At 47.9% G+C, this 14,186-nt stretch carries 11 protein-coding genes and 1 pseudogene; 6 read left to right on the top strand and 6 right to left on the bottom strand.

All coding sequences use genetic code 11. The annotated features are described in order from the left end of the window. Positions 1 to 33 precede the first annotated feature (33 nt). Positions 34 to 3,183 carry an efflux RND transporter permease subunit gene (locus SOHN41_RS04635; RefSeq protein WP_007646129.1) on the bottom strand — a complete coding sequence of 1,050 codons (3,150 nt, stop codon included), beginning with the start codon at positions 3,181 to 3,183 and terminating at the stop codon, positions 34 to 36. Positions 3,184 to 3,196: 13 nt separating this feature from the next. After that, positions 3,197 to 4,435 (bottom strand): efflux RND transporter periplasmic adaptor subunit, encoded by a 1,239-nt coding sequence (locus SOHN41_RS04630; protein ID WP_037458062.1) that lies wholly within the window; start codon positions 4,433 to 4,435, stop codon positions 3,197 to 3,199. A 280-nt stretch (positions 4,436 to 4,715) separates the two neighbouring features. Here SOHN41_RS04630 and SOHN41_RS04625 point away from each other — a divergent pair, with 280 nt between their 5' ends. After that, complete coding sequence (locus tag SOHN41_RS04625; protein WP_007646120.1) at positions 4,716 to 5,333, top strand: TetR/AcrR family transcriptional regulator; 618 nt, start codon at positions 4,716 to 4,718, stop codon at positions 5,331 to 5,333. A 68-nt stretch (positions 5,334 to 5,401) separates the two neighbouring features. Here the strand turns inward: SOHN41_RS04625 and SOHN41_RS04620 are convergent, their stop codons facing one another. Further along, positions 5,402 to 5,836, bottom strand: a complete 435-nt coding sequence (locus SOHN41_RS04620; RefSeq protein ID WP_007646118.1) for an OsmC family protein — start codon at positions 5,834 to 5,836, stop codon at positions 5,402 to 5,404. Positions 5,837 to 6,042: 206 nt separating this feature from the next. Here SOHN41_RS04620 and SOHN41_RS04615 point away from each other — a divergent pair, with 206 nt between their 5' ends. After that, positions 6,043 to 6,867: a substrate-binding periplasmic protein gene (locus SOHN41_RS04615; protein ID WP_037458060.1), complete on the top strand. Its 825-nt coding sequence runs from the start codon at positions 6,043 to 6,045 to the stop codon at positions 6,865 to 6,867. A 38-nt stretch (positions 6,868 to 6,905) separates the two neighbouring features. Here the strand turns inward: SOHN41_RS04615 and SOHN41_RS04610 are convergent, their stop codons facing one another. After that, entirely contained in the window at positions 6,906 to 7,799 is an 894-nt protein-coding gene (locus tag SOHN41_RS04610; RefSeq protein WP_007646114.1) for a LysR family transcriptional regulator, read from the bottom strand. A 141-nt stretch (positions 7,800 to 7,940) separates the two neighbouring features. Between SOHN41_RS04610 and SOHN41_RS04605 the strand changes: the two genes are divergently transcribed. Together SOHN41_RS04605 and SOHN41_RS04600 are read left to right on the top strand one after the other, a co-directional pair. After that, positions 7,941 to 9,197 carry an adenylosuccinate synthase gene (locus SOHN41_RS04605; RefSeq protein ID WP_007646112.1) on the top strand — a complete coding sequence of 419 codons (1,257 nt, stop codon included), beginning with the start codon at positions 7,941 to 7,943 and terminating at the stop codon, positions 9,195 to 9,197. Positions 9,198 to 9,388: 191 nt separating this feature from the next. After that, positions 9,389 to 9,814: a thioesterase family protein gene (locus SOHN41_RS04600; protein WP_007646110.1), complete on the top strand. Its 426-nt coding sequence runs from the start codon at positions 9,389 to 9,391 to the stop codon at positions 9,812 to 9,814. Here SOHN41_RS04600 and SOHN41_RS04595 read toward each other — a convergent pair. After that, the gene (locus tag SOHN41_RS04595) at positions 9,786 to 11,324 is read right to left on the bottom strand and encodes a putative bifunctional diguanylate cyclase/phosphodiesterase (protein WP_007646109.1); all 1,539 of its coding nucleotides are present in this window, start codon (positions 11,322 to 11,324) and stop codon (positions 9,786 to 9,788) included. The two genes, SOHN41_RS04600 and SOHN41_RS04595, sit on opposite strands and share 29 nt — an antisense overlap. Before the next feature lie 92 nt (positions 11,325 to 11,416). After that, positions 11,417 to 12,258: pseudogene (locus SOHN41_RS04590) on the bottom strand (HDOD domain-containing protein). Between the two features lie 295 nt (positions 12,259 to 12,553). Here SOHN41_RS04590 and yegQ point away from each other — a divergent pair. Both yegQ and SOHN41_RS04580 read left to right on the top strand, forming a co-directional pair. Further along, on the top strand, positions 12,554 to 13,921 hold the full coding sequence (gene yegQ, locus SOHN41_RS04585; protein ID WP_037458057.1) for a tRNA 5-hydroxyuridine modification protein YegQ: 1,368 nt from the start codon (positions 12,554 to 12,556) through the stop codon (positions 13,919 to 13,921). A gap of 3 nt (positions 13,922 to 13,924) precedes the next feature. Next, complete coding sequence (locus SOHN41_RS04580) at positions 13,925 to 14,176, top strand: YfhL family 4Fe-4S dicluster ferredoxin (protein WP_007646101.1); 252 nt, start codon at positions 13,925 to 13,927, stop codon at positions 14,174 to 14,176. Positions 14,177 to 14,186: the final 10 nt, after the last annotated feature.

The raw sequence follows: 14,186 nt of genomic DNA, 5'->3' as shown, positions 1-14,186 counted from the left end.
TCTTTTTATTGTTAACAGGTTGAACAGGCAGAACTATTGCGCAGCCAATGCTTCTACTTTGCGACGACCGCGTTTAGCTAACGCGTAGTAGAACAATGGCGTTAGGATTAAGCCAAACAACGTCACCCCAATCATACCGGCAAATACCGCGACGCCCATGGCCTGACGCATTTCTGCGCCCGCCCCGGTGGAGAACACCATAGGCACGACTCCCATAATAAAGGCGATAGAGGTCATCAGGATGGGGCGCAGTCTTAAGCGCGCCGCCTCGAGAATTGACTCCATGACTTCCATACCATGGTCTTGTTTTTCTTTGGCAAACTCCACAATCAAAATAGCGTTCTTGGTTGCCAATCCGACTAAGACAATAAGACCAATCTGGGTGAAAATATTATTATCGCCACCATAGATAAGCACGCCACTGAGCGCCGAGAGTAAAGTCATTGGGATAATTAAAATAATCGCCAATGGCAAGCTTAAACTCTCATATTGGGCTGCCAGCACCATAAACACTAACAAGATCACCAACGGGAAGACTAACAAGCCTGTGTTACCCGCTAAGATTTGCTGATAGGTCAACTCAGTCCACTCGTAGGTCATACCTATGGGCAAGGTCTCGGCGAGGATTTTCTCAATCGCCGCCTGTGCTTGACCTGTACTCACGCCCGGCGCAGGACCACCGTTGATTTCAGCGGTCGTAAAGCCGTTATAGTGCATCACGCGATCGGGCCCAGCGCTCTGGCTGACATTGATAAAGGAGCCTAAGGGGATCATATCGCCATTCACGTTAGGCACCTTAAGCTGACTTATCTGCTGCGGGCTTTGACGGAAGGCCTCATCGGCTTGCATATTTACCTGATAGGTTCGACCGAAACGATTGAAATCGTTGACATAGGTTGAGCCCATATAGGTTTGTAATGTCTGGAAAATTTGATCGAGCGACACTGCCTGCTGTTTCGCTTTGGTTCGATCTATATCCAGTTCAAGTTGTGGCACGTTCACCTGATAGCTGGAGAAAATTCCGGCTAACTGAGGATCGGCCCACGCCTTGTACATCACTTGTTGGGTCACCTGATACAAGGCCTCATAACCAAGGTTGGCTCTGTCTTGAATTTGCAGACGGAACCCTCCTATAGTGCCGAGGCCTTGCACAGGTGGCGGCGGGAAGATGGCAATAAACGCGTCTTGAATACCAGCAAATTGCTGATTTAATTGTCCAGCAATGGCATTGGCCGACAGCTCAGGACTCTTGCGCGACTCAAAATCATCAAGCGCAACAAACACCACGCCTGAGTTGGGACTATTAGTAAAACCGTTGATGCTAAGACCAGGGAAGGCAATCGAGTGCGCCACACCCGGGTGATTAAGCGCAATCTCAGACATCTTCTTGATCACGGTATCCGTACGTTCAAGGGAAGCTGCATCGGGTAGCTGGGCAAACGCCACTAAATACTGTTTATCTTGGCCAGGCACATAACCCGTTGGCGTATTGGCAAATTGCACGCCCGTGAGCGCAACCATACCCAGATACACTAGGCCGATAATGCCACCAAAACGGATAACCTTACGCACTAAATAGCCATAACCGTCTGATGCACGATTAAATAAACGATTAAAAGGGGTAAATAACCAGCCACCAAATAGTTTATCCATTAACCTTGTGAGGCCATCTTTAGGCGCATCATGCCCTTTAAGCAGCAAAGCCGATAATGCAGGGCTCAAGGTGAGTGAGTTAATGGCCGAGATAAAGGTCGAAATAGTGATAGTCAAGGCAAACTGTTTATAGAACTGCCCGGTTAAGCCACTCATAAACGCCGTTGGAATAAATACCGCCGCCAGCACTAAGGTGGTTGCCACAATCGGGCCTGTCACTTCTTTCATCGCTTTTTGTGTCGCGGCAATCGGGCTTAAACCAGCGGCAATATTACGCTCAACGTTTTCGACGACCACAATCGCATCGTCCACCACAATCCCGATGGCCAGCACCAGACCAAACAGCGATAGGGCGTTTAACGAGAAACCGAGCAGATGCATAAAGGCAAAAGTACCGACCAAAGACACAGGCACAGCCACCAGCGGGATGATCGAGGCGCGCCACGTTTGCAAGAACAGCACTACCACTAACACCACCAGCAACACAGCCTCGAGCAGGGTTTTGACCACAGCTTCAATCGAGCCACGCACGAAGACAGTCGGATCGTAGACGATTTCGTACTCTAGCCCTTCAGGGAAAGACTGAGACAACTCAGCCATTTTGGCGCGCACATCGTCGGAAATCTGAATCGCATTAGAACCCGATGCTTGGAACACAGGAATCGCCACCGCATCCTTATTATCGAGTAATGATCGCAGTGCATAGCTGGTTGCACCTAATTCAACTCGCGCGACATCTTTTAGGCGGATCACTTCAGCGTTTTGACCGACTTTGATGATAATATCTTCAAATTCAGACAGTTCAGTTAAACGACCTTTCACGTTGATCAGGAGTTGAAAGTCGGCATTGCCGCTAGGCTGCGCCCCTAAACTGCCGGCGGCGGCCTGTTGGTTTTGCTCACGCACGGCGGCAATAATGTCCGCGGGTGATAAACCCAGAGCCGAAACTTTATTCGGGTCGAGCCAAATACGTAGGCTGTATTCACCAGCGCCAAACAAGCGTACCGCGCCCACACCTTTGATGCGTGCTAACTCATCTTTTACGTTTAATGCCGCGTAGTTAGACAGATACAGCATGTCGTAACGGTTATCCGGTGACAACAAATGCACCACCATGGTCAGGTCCGGCGATGATTTTTCGGTGACAATACCTAAGCGTTGCACTTCCTGCGGCAGACGTGGCATAGCGCGATCGACTCGGCTCTGCACTTGGGTTTGCGCTCTATCCACATCGGTGCCAATCGCAAAGGTGATGGTCAAGGTCATGCGGCCATCGGAGGTGGCTTGCGATGACATATACAACATGTCTTCGACGCCGTTGATTTCTTGCTCTAAGGGCGAGGCAACGGTTTCGGCAATCACTTTTGGGTTAGCGCCTGGGTAGTTAGCAGTCACCACTACTGTGGGCGGCACAACTTCAGGGTATTCGGTGATCGGCAGTTGCCAAACGGCGATCGCCCCTGAGATAAAAAATAGCAGTGACAAAACGGCTGCAAATATCGGTCTTTTAATGAAAAACTGCGACAACATAGTGTTTTATTCCTTAACCGCGGCTAGCCGTTTCGACCGCTTGCGCCGTCAAAGTATCTTGGTTTTTATCGAGCATGAACTGGGCTTGACGTATTGCTTCGAGCTTGTCGCTGTCAACCATGTCCACCATGTGCGGCTCAATTTGCATCTTAGGGCGTACGCGCTGCATACCATTAACCACGATCTTATCTTCGGCCTCTAAACCTTGAGTCACGATACGAAGCCCTTGAACTTTCTCACCTAAGGTCACGCCACGATATTCGACTAGACCATCGGCACCGACCACTAACACAAACTTATTATTCAGATCTGTGCCAACGGCTTTATCGTCGATCAAGATGCTTTCATAGGCACCGCTCCCTGCGGTACGAAGGCGGGCAAATAATCCTGGTAATAAGCTATTGTCTTCATTGTTAAAAGAGGCCCTTACGCGAATGGTGCCAGTTTGCTTATCCATCGCATTATCAACAAAGTCGACCATACCAACACGCTGGTAATCACGCTCATTGGCTAAGGCCATGTAGACAGGGTTATCACCAGCGCGGGGATCGTTACGTTTTTTCTGTGCGGTTAACTTCACGTATTTAAGGTAAGTTTGCTCATCCACATCAAAATAGGCATACATGCTGGCGGTAGAGACTAAGCTGGTCAGTACACTCTGTCCGGCGGTGACATAGTTACCCGCAGTGACATTGGCGTAGGACACGCGGCCATCAATCGGAGCCCGCACTTGGGTATAATCTAAATCGAGTTCGGCCCGCAGCAATGCCGCTTTTACCGAAGCCACTGCCGCTGTCGTTTGACGTTTATTCGACTCACGGGTGTCGAGTAACTCTGCGGACACCGCTTTTTGGGCAAAGAGTTTACGGGCACGTTCGAGGTCATTAGTGGCCAGTTGCTCAGCAGAGAGCGCGCTAGCAAGATCTGCTTTTAACCGGGCCACTTCAGCTTCAAATACGCTCGCATCAATGCGAAATAGCACATCGCCTTTTTTGACTAAGGCGCCTTCTTTAAAATCCACAGACTCGATATAACCCGAAACCCGTGGGACTAAGACCACACTTTCGGGCGCCTGTAAACGACCGGTAAACTCATCCCATTCGGTGACTCGCTCGTGCAATACTTGGGCGACATCCACCTTGGGCGCACTCGGCGCAGGCCCCTGCTGCGCTGTTTGCTCACCACAAGCAGAAAGGACGACAGCAGCAATGGCCGTTAACATCATTGTTCGTAAGGGGTTGTGACTCATCATATTCCTATCCTCAAAGTGGTGGGCATTTTGTGCAGCGCCAATAAATACCGACTGGTAAAAAATGTTCTGTACTGAACGGTAATATATAGCGTAAAATGACTCTGTCAACAAATTTATGTACCAGTCGGTATAAATCTTAAAGGCGTGTTTTTCATTGGAGGATTGTGGGAGAAAGGATTGATGATCACTCACCCGCCCTAACGCCCGTCAGCAAGTGTGGCTGGACATGGACTAAACCCATGTCTATCCTAGGGGCAATTGAGAATTGAGGAGTCTATTGATGTCAACCGCCACCCAGATGCCCTGCGTAGGTCGCCCGCGTGCCTTCGACACTAATGATGCATTGGCCAAAGCCTTAGAAGTCTTCTGGCGCAAAGGTTTTGAAGGCACGTCATTAACCGATCTCACCCAAGCAATGGGCATTAATAAGCCTAGCCTCTATGCCGCCTTCGGTAATAAAGAACAGTTATTTCTCAAAGCGATAGAATTATATGAGCAGCGCCCCTGTGCATTTTTCTACCCCGCACTCGAACAAAAAACCGCCTATCAAGTCGTAGAGTCCATGCTCTTAGGCGCCGCCAGCTCACTTGCCGATGATAGTCATCCGCAAGGCTGTTTGATTGTCCAAGGGGCTCTTGCCTGTAGTGAAGCGGGGGAGGCTATTAAAGAAACCTTGATTAATCGCCGTCGGGACGGAGAGCTGGCCCTGTGTGAGAGACTACAAAGAGCCAAAGACGAAGGTGATTTACCCGACACAGCCGACCCCCTATTGCTCGCCCGTTATATTGGCACTGTCTTGCAAGGCATGGCCATTCAAGCGACGAATGGGATCAGTTCGGAGGAATTGCTTCAAGTGGCTGAGCTTGTTTTAGCGAGTTTTCCCAAAAGTAACCGCTAATGTATCCGCTTAGTTGAGTCCCCTGTTAGGTCATGACCTAACAGGGGAATTTTGGGGAAAACTCACCATTAATCGTGACCATTAACCCTATGGGTCACAAGTGTAGGTTGTAAAAGATTGTCATGTACTGGACAACGATTACACACAGTATCTAAAAATTCACGCTTCTGCTCCTCTGTAAGGTCGGCATCAATACTGGCATTTAGGGCAATGTGCTTAAAGCCGACGGGATCTTCTGAGGGCTGACCCAATAACCCAGCGGAATTCATCACGGCACGGACATGCACGTCAAACTGGCGTAGCTCAATATGACGTTCCCTTGCGACCATTTTCGCAATGGCAGAAATACAGCCACCCAGTGAAAATAGGAATGTCTCCAAAGGATTCGCCCCTTCGTTAGTGGCACTAGGTTGATCTATCACTAAAAGATGCTCTCGAACCTGCGCAGTGACTTTCCAACCACTTGCCATATGGGTGGTGACTTCGACAACTTTTTCAGCCATTGAATATTGCTCCATTAGTTTTTTTTCAATCAGATTATTCTAATAATTAAAAAACAAAAAGTCACAACCTAAGATCACAGTTTTATGTGTCTAAATTATTTTGCAATAAACAATCTAAGCCACGCCACAAATCGTAAAATGATTAGGTTCGCAACAGGCAGTTATGATATAAATTTCCATTAGGAATAGGATGATATGGAAGTAAGATGCGTGTTTGCAGCCCGACAAGGAATGAATTTCAGCGAGTGATGGCCCTCCCGCTGGCATTGTTATCTGCTGCTTTCTTGCTTTTACTCTCTACCGCTGACAACTTCTCCTTCGCCCAAGAAAGCCAAGCTAACCCCACACAAGCCGCATCACAGAGTATTACCTTAGCCGCAGAAGACAGCTGGCCTCCCTTTGCAAATCAGTTCGGGCAAGGTATTTCCCATCGCTTAATTGCTGCCGCATTTAAGCAGTCCAATATCGAAGTCAATAGCCTCGTCGTACCCTATTCCAGAGCATTAATGATGGCGGAAAAAGGCGCAGTAGACGGTGTATTCAATGTGACACGCGAGGTGAGTACTGAGCAGCGATTTGTGTTTGGTACGACGCCATTATTTATTGCGACAGCCTCTTTTTACTATAAGAAAGAACACGCTATAAAAGCTGATAATAAATGGGACCTGCCTAAGGGCACCATAGTTGGGGTGATAAAAAGCTACGAGTATGGTGATGAATTTCCCCTATTAGTCAAACAAAGACAACTGAACCTAGTACAAGTCGCCACACAACAGCAGTTAATCAATTTATTGCTGATAGGACGTATAGATACCGCATTAATGTTCGACCTCGTCGCCAAAGAAAATGTACAGAAGATGGGGGTGAGCGATGTGGTAATTCCCGCATTTAGTAATCATAGTAGCCATATTTACCTCGCATTTTCCAAGACAAATCCCAAGGCTGTTTTGCTCGCTCAGGCACTGGATAAAGGATTATCACAACTTAAAAGTGATGGACAATACCAAAAACTCTTCGCCGCTGAGCACTAATGAACTGATTAGATATTTAATGTATTGGTATAAGACATTTAAGACTGTTGAGAACGGATAATCTCTTGATTTACCCAGTATAAAAGCTGTTTTATTGCCTTAGAAAGGATTTGGTTTTGCCGCACTATATAGCCTAAACTCGTGCTTGGAAATTGCGGCAGAGGCGTCACCTTAGTCGTCAAGTTAGCCTTAGTGTAAATCGAAAACTCGGGCACAATCGCCACCCCAAATCCGGCTTCAGCCCAATCAATTTGCGCATCAACACTGCCCACTTCCATGATCCTGTAACTGGGCAGGTTTAAGGATGGGAGTGCAGGATCCAATAACTCACGGGTACGGGTATCATGGCCGAGTAAAATCAATGTCGGTTGCTCGGCAAGTGGTGTATCTGCTGACAATTTAGCCTGTTGCCAAAGCTCAAAATTGTCCCCAAGGGCACACCATTTAATTTGTTGTAACTCAGTAAAATGCAGCGGTTGACTCTCCTTTTGCGCGATCACAAAGCCTAAATCGGCTTCGGCATTGGTCACTAACTCCGAGGCCTGCGAGGAAGTCGTATTGAGCAGTGAAAAGTCAATTCCCGGAAACTCCGCCTTAAATAGCTGAAACGGTTGGATCAACAGTAACCGTGAAATAATATCACTCGCGGCAATGGTGAGAGTGCCTTGGCTAAGATCGTTAATAGCATTCAGATCCGCCTGGCAAATTTGCAATTCCATCAGGGTCCTTTGGCTGCTCTCTAACAGACGAAATCCCGCCTGCGTCAATCGAAAGGGATTACGTTCAATCAACTTCACCCGAGTCGTTTGCTCTAACTGCTTAATGTGTAAGCTCACATTCGGCTGTGTCATATGTAATGCCGCCGCAGCCTTACCAAAATGTTTATGTTCAGCGAGGACGACAAAGGTTTTTAACCAATGAAGATCGAGCATAGTGCACCCTAAGACAATGAAAATGTATTAATCATGGGATAATGATATATGAAATTCTTATCAGCACGATAACTATAATTAATTTCTCTTATTTATATTGGAGGTCTAGCATAACCGCTTAATCAATGTGGAGATGATGTTATGCCGTCTATCGTGGTTGTGGGTGCAAATTGGGGTGATGAAGGCAAAGGCCGCATCGTAGATTATTTAGCCGCAGATGCCGCTGCCAGTATTCGCTTTCAAGGCGGTAACAACGCTGGCCATACCGTAGTCAACGACTATGGCACCTTTAAATTACATCAATTACCGAGTGGCATTTTCAATCCTAACTGCATTGCAGTTTTGGGCCCTGGCATGGTGATCAGCCCAGAAAAACTCAGCGTTGAAATCGCTGAAGTCGAAGCAGCTGGCATTGAAGTTAAACTGTGCATTTCTGACCGCGCCACCCTGTGCTTACCTATTCACGCACTGGAAGATACCTTAGAAGAACAGCGTTTAGGCGATCTGGCCTATGGTTCAACCCGTCAAGGGATTGCACCAGCCTATGGCGATCGCGTGATGAAAAAGGGCATCTTAGTCGGCTGGTTAAACCAACCCGAAGTGCTGCAAGAACGCATTCAATTTATGCTCGACTGGAAATTACCCCAGTTAAAAGCACTGTACCCAAGCTGTGACTTTAGCCAAACTGCCGCCGAAATGACTCAGTGGTTATTGGATGTGACTGCGCCTTGGCGTCCGTTTATTTGCAATGTGACTGAGCCATTAAAAACATTGCAAAAACAAGATGCTAACCTGCTGTTTGAAGCGCAATTAGGCGCGGGTCGCGACTTAATTTACGGTGAGTATCCTTACACTACTTCTTCTAACGTGACGGCAGCTTTCGCAGGTCTAGGTAGTGGTTTACCCGCTCTGCGCCCAGAGCGGGTGATTGCGGTAGCTAAAGCCTTTAGCTCATCTGTAGGGACTGGCACTTTAGTCACCGCGATGGAAGAACAAGATGCCTTCCGTGAAAACGCCAACGAGTTTGGTGCAACTACGGGTCGCCCACGTGACATGGGTTACTTCGATGCAGTAGCAACTCGCAATGGTGTTGAGCTACAAGCGGCAACTGAAATCGCGCTGACTAAGATTGATTGCTTAACTGGCATGAAAGATCTCAAGATTTGCGTCGCCTACGAAGGCGAGCACACAGAGAACCCCATTTGGCCACAAACGGCCGCGCTGAGCCCAGTGTATGAGCAAATGCCAAGCTGGAGCGAAGACATCACCACTTGTCGCACCTTTGAAAGCCTGCCAAAGGCTGCGCAGCAATATGTTGAACGCATCGAAGCCTTAATGGGTGTGCGCGTCAGCATGGTGTCTGTGGGTCCTGAGCGCGATCAGATGATCATTCGCTAAGCTATACTCGCTTAAGCCACCGATTACCCTACAAAAAAGCCATATTCGTTTCGGCGAATATGGCTTTTTACTCTGTGCTGTCGATGCAATTTCAACCCTAACAGCAGGATTTAGCCTATATATCGGGTTTTGTTTAGCCCCATAAACCGCTAGACTGCGCTCAAACAAAACTACTCCATATCGAACACACCATGCCACAATTTAGCCCGAGTTATTCTTTCCCTGTGCAAATTTACTATGAAGATACGGATTTCTCAGGTGTGGTGTATCACCCCAATTTTTTGAAATACTTCGAGCGCGCCCGCGAGCATGTGATTGGTGCCGAGCGTTTAAGTGCACTATGGCAACAACAGCAATTAGGTTTTGCAGTGTATCGTAGCGATATGCTGTGCCATGAAGGGGTAGAGTTTGCCGATATTATCGATGTGCGAACCCGGTTTTATTTTGAGAGTAAGTATCGCACCGTATGGCAACAGGAAATTTGGCGCCCTAACGGCAAAAAACCTGCCGTCACGGCCACAATTGAAATGGTGTGCATGAATCAAGCCCGCCAGCTAGCCCCAATGCCAGCGGATTTAATTGCCGCCCTTAGTCGCGGATTTGCACTGGATGAGTAAGTATCTGCGTATCCCTAAAAACGGGTTGTAACTGTGCCCAGTTCATTTCCAATTCAGCGGCCCTCATGGGCTTAGCATAATGTATGCCCTGCAGTGTATCGGCACCCATTGCCACTAAAATTTCACGTATTTCAGGGGTTTCAACACCTTCGACAGTCACATTGTAGCCGAGCTTTTTCGCTATGTTGATACTAGCCTCGAGAATGTATGCAGCCGATTTATTCTGCTCGAGATCCCTTAAAAAAGCCTTATCGATTTTGACTTCATTGGCGGGTAAATGCTTTAAATAAGCGAGGGACGAATGGCCTGTACCAAAGTCATCAATAGCGAGTTTTATCCCCAATTTGCGAATTTTCGCTAAGGTTTCAACAGCCTTATTGAGATCTGCCATCAAGGTACTTTCAGTGATTTCGATCATTAAACATTCTGGTGGCAACTGATAATGGGCAAGACGCGCCGCCAGCTCCTGGGGCAAGGTTTCACTGTCAAGATCCCGAGTCGATAGATTGACTGCCACGCAAAGTTTCATCCCCATGGCCCGCCATTTTACCTGCTGGGCGAAAACCTGCTCCAGCGCCCAGCGACTCACTAAATCAATCATCCCTGCGTATTCCGCCAAGGGAATAAACTCCCCAGGGGAAATGGACCCCAAGGTTTCATGCTCCCAACGTATTAACGCTTCTACTTGGGTGCACTGCCCCGTTTTTACATCCTGCTTAGGCTGGTACACCATATACAAGTGATTACGCTGTAAGCCTTTGGGTAAGCTGTCAATAATCTGCAGCTCCCGCAGTTGCCTAATATCATCATTCTCACTGTAATAGGCAATGGCACTGCGTGTCACGCGCGCTTTGTTAAGGGCAAGATCGAGTCTGCGTAGCATATTGCTGGCATCAGCATGGTGCTGTTCTAGCTGTACGCACCCCACCTGGACCCGCACACTCACAGGCGTATCTTTAATCCTAAAGGGCACTTGTAGCCGGCCGCGTAGGTGCAGTAATTGCGCCTCAGATAGGCTCTGCTCATAGTACAGAAAAAATTCATCGCCATTTAAACGCGCAATGAGTCTAGGGGCTACACTGAGGCTAGTTAACCGCTCGGCAAACTGCTTGAGCAAGATATCTCCAAACACGAAGCCGAAAAGATCATTTACATAGCGAAACCGATAGATGTCGAGCAACACCATAGTACCTTGGGTAAGCGGCATCATTGAGGCTAAGGTGCGTTTCAGCCCGAGACGGTTGCTCAGTCCCGTCAATTTATCCTTACCCGTTCCCGCGGGCAAGGCGGCTAACATCTCGTTTAAAGAGTAATAAAGAGGGGCAAACTCCTGTGGGACTATGGGGATATTCAGGGGCTGACGTTCAACCTTTTGTTGGTCAAGCTGTGGGCAAAGTTGTGCTAGAAATCGCTGTTGTTCTCGCAAAGAACGATATTTTTCTAACAAAATGTAAAGCACGCCGATCAAGACGATAAACAGTGCTACCCCAATAAATCCCAATATAATCATACGTAGGCCTCAATCTTACCGCATAAGCTTATTTCCAATGGTGACCCAGCATCTGTCGCACCGAGTCATCATTTGGGTTCCATCTAGGCCGACTATTGGTAACTTTCTCTAATTGAATGGAATTTGTCCATAAACTCATCACTGGCTAGATCACTAGCCGATACAGGCAATCCCCGTGCAACAAACACATCCAAACGCTGCTCTAACTCTGTGCCGGCCCGCAATTCCCCCGAATAAAATGCCGCGGCGCGGATAAAATCTAAGTAAGTCACCTGCTCGGGTAAATAAGGGAGGTCCGCCCAGCGCTCAACCACTTCCATCACTTCGGGGGCAAAATCCCAACTCTTTAATACGGCCCGACCTAATGGCCCTTGCATTTTACGCACTAACGCACGCAATTGATCTATGCTAGTAAACAACTCAGGGTGCGCTTCAGCCTCTGTTAATACGGGTAAAGCCCCTATGTTATGTACTAGTCCAGCCAAGGTTAAGGTATCGAAATTTAACCCGCTACTAGGACGACGCTTATTGTACAACTGCAACATAGCGCAAGCCGCCGCCGTGACGTCGATGGAGGTACGCCACACTTCATCCATCACTTCCCAAACCATTTCATTGGTGGAAATAAATAATTGTTCCATCGCAACTGATGTGGCAATGCTCTTGATCTGAATTAATCCAATACGTGAAACGGCACTATTAATGCTCTCAGCGGGAATACCGCGACTATATAAAGCACTGTTGGCAACCTTAATGATCCGAGCCGAAATCGCCGCATCTTGGCCAATCACTTCGGCCACTTGTTTAAGGCTGGCATCGGAACGTCCCACGACTTCCTGCACCCGCATTGCCACTTCGGGTAAGGTTGGCAATACTAAGGCATCATCTTTTAGTTTTTTAATAAGCCGACTAACAGTAGATGTTCGGTAGACATCTTAGCTCCCATCAATCTATCAACATGCACATTGGATAGTTGGAGTATATCAGTTGGCTGTGATGAGATGGGTAGAAAAAGCAGCGGAGGTTAATAATTTGTATGATTGCGTTATTAATTCTACCCATAGAGCCTTTTTCTCATCCATCCCCGAGGGATTAAAACGGTTATATTCGCAAAATGTGAAGTATAGCTAAAGTTAGGTGCCACCATTTGCATAACCCTACTTTCATTGTGTAAAATGCCGCCCCCGCGCATTGCGCCTCTATTTAGATCAACCAATTCGAGAGTCATTATGTTTAAACCAGAGCTACTATCTCCCGCAGGGACGCTGAAAAACATGCGCTACGCCTTTGCCTATGGTGCAGATGCCGTGTATGCCGGCCAGCCGAGATATAGCTTAAGGGTACGTAATAATGACTTTAAGATGGAAAATCTCGCCACAGGGATTGAGGAAGCCCATGCGCTGGGGAAAAAACTGTATGTGGTGAGCAACATTGCGCCCCACAATGCCAAACTCAAAACCTATATCAAGGATATGGAACCCGTAGTGGCGATGAAGCCAGATGCGCTGATCATGTCAGATCCGGGTTTAATCATGATGGTACGTGAGGCGTTTCCCGATCAAGTGGTGCATTTATCGGTACAAGCCAATGCCATCAACTGGGCCTCGGTCAAGTTTTGGCAAACCCAAGGTATCAAGCGCGTGATCCTATCCCGCGAATTGTCCTTAGATGAAATCGAAGAAATTCGTCAGCGTTGCCCCGATATTGAACTCGAAGTGTTTGTCCATGGTGCTCTGTGTATGGCCTATTCAGGCCGTTGTTTACTCTCGGGTTATATCAACAAACGCGATCCAAACCAAGGCACCTGCACCAATGCTTGTCGCTGGAAATACGATGTGCACGAAGCGCAGCAAAACGACAGCGGCGACATTATTGCCATGCCTAATGCGGTGCAAATCGAGACCCCGACGACGTTAGGTGCTGGTGCGCCAACGGACCAAATCTTCCTGCTACAGGAAGCCAATCGTCCCGGCGAGTACATGCCAGCCTTTGAAGATGAACATGGTACTTATATCATGAACTCCAAAGACTTACGGGCCATCCAGCACGTCGAGCGCCTAACAAAAATGGGCATTGACTCACTCAAGATTGAAGGCCGCACTAAGTCTTTTTATTATGTAGCCCGCACCGCGCAGCTTTACCGTCAAGCGATTGAAGATGCGTCATCGGGTAAAGATTTCGATCGCAGCCTAATGAATCAATTAGAAGGTCTCGCCCACCGCGGCTATACCGAAGGCTTCTTACGTCGTCATGTGCATGATGAATATCAAAATTACGACTATGGCTACTCAGTCAGTGACACTCAACAATTTGTGGGTGAACTAACGGGTAAACGCAACCTTGCGGGGCTGGCCGAAATCGAAGTGAAAAATAAGTTTTCCGTGGGTGATAGCGTCGAACTGATGACACCACAAGGAAATATGAACCTGACGATTGAGCACCTCGAAAATCGTAGAGCAGAAGCGGTTGAAGCTGGCTTAGGTTCGGGGCACACTGTGTATCTGCCCGTGCCTAAGGAAGTCGATTTGAGCCACGGAATTTTGCTGCGTAACCTGCCACAAGGCCAGGATACCCGCAACCCACATGAACTAGGTTAAGGTATGGCATTACTGATCGACGATAGCTGCATCAACTGCGATATGTGTGAACCTGAGTGTCCTAATCAGGCCATCACCATGGGCGAAGAGATCTATGAAATTGATCCCGACCGCTGCACCGAATGTGTAGGTCATTACGATAAACCGACCTGTGTCTCTGTCTGCCCAATTGATTGCATCGACCCCGATCCAAGCCGTATCGAGTCTAACGACGAACTATTAGTCAAATTTGCCCTACTCACACAAAAAATCTGAGTAAGCGCCA

The sequence above is a fragment of the Shewanella sp. HN-41 genome (assembly GCF_000217915.1).
In the GTDB taxonomy this organism is placed as follows: Bacteria; Pseudomonadota; Gammaproteobacteria; order Enterobacterales; family Shewanellaceae; genus Shewanella.
This window is presented reverse-complemented; position numbering and strand designations above follow the sequence as displayed.

Excerpts from the sequence above, each read along its gene's own strand:
- SOHN41_RS04605 (WP_007646112.1), top strand. The coding sequence starts at position 7,941 with ATGCCGTCTATCGTGGTTGTGGGTGCAAATTGGGGTGATGAAGGCAAA.
- SOHN41_RS04600 (WP_007646110.1), top strand. The coding sequence starts at position 9,389 with ATGCCACAATTTAGCCCGAGTTATTCTTTCCCTGTGCAAATTTACTAT.
- SOHN41_RS04615 (WP_037458060.1), top strand. The coding sequence starts at position 6,043 with ATGCGTGTTTGCAGCCCGACAAGGAATGAATTTCAGCGAGTGATGGCC.
- SOHN41_RS04580 (WP_007646101.1), top strand. The coding sequence starts at position 13,925 with ATGGCATTACTGATCGACGATAGCTGCATCAACTGCGATATGTGTGAA.
- SOHN41_RS04595 (WP_007646109.1), bottom strand. The coding sequence starts at position 11,324 with ATGATTATATTGGGATTTATTGGGGTAGCACTGTTTATCGTCTTGATC.
- yegQ (WP_037458057.1), top strand. The coding sequence starts at position 12,554 with ATGTTTAAACCAGAGCTACTATCTCCCGCAGGGACGCTGAAAAACATG.
- SOHN41_RS04625 (WP_007646120.1), top strand. The coding sequence starts at position 4,716 with ATGTCAACCGCCACCCAGATGCCCTGCGTAGGTCGCCCGCGTGCCTTC.
- SOHN41_RS04610 (WP_007646114.1), bottom strand. The coding sequence starts at position 7,799 with ATGCTCGATCTTCATTGGTTAAAAACCTTTGTCGTCCTCGCTGAACAT.
- SOHN41_RS04635 (WP_007646129.1), bottom strand. The coding sequence starts at position 3,183 with ATGTTGTCGCAGTTTTTCATTAAAAGACCGATATTTGCAGCCGTTTTG.
- SOHN41_RS04620 (WP_007646118.1), bottom strand. The coding sequence starts at position 5,836 with ATGGCTGAAAAAGTTGTCGAAGTCACCACCCATATGGCAAGTGGTTGG.
- SOHN41_RS04630 (WP_037458062.1), bottom strand. The coding sequence starts at position 4,435 with ATGATGAGTCACAACCCCTTACGAACAATGATGTTAACGGCCATTGCT.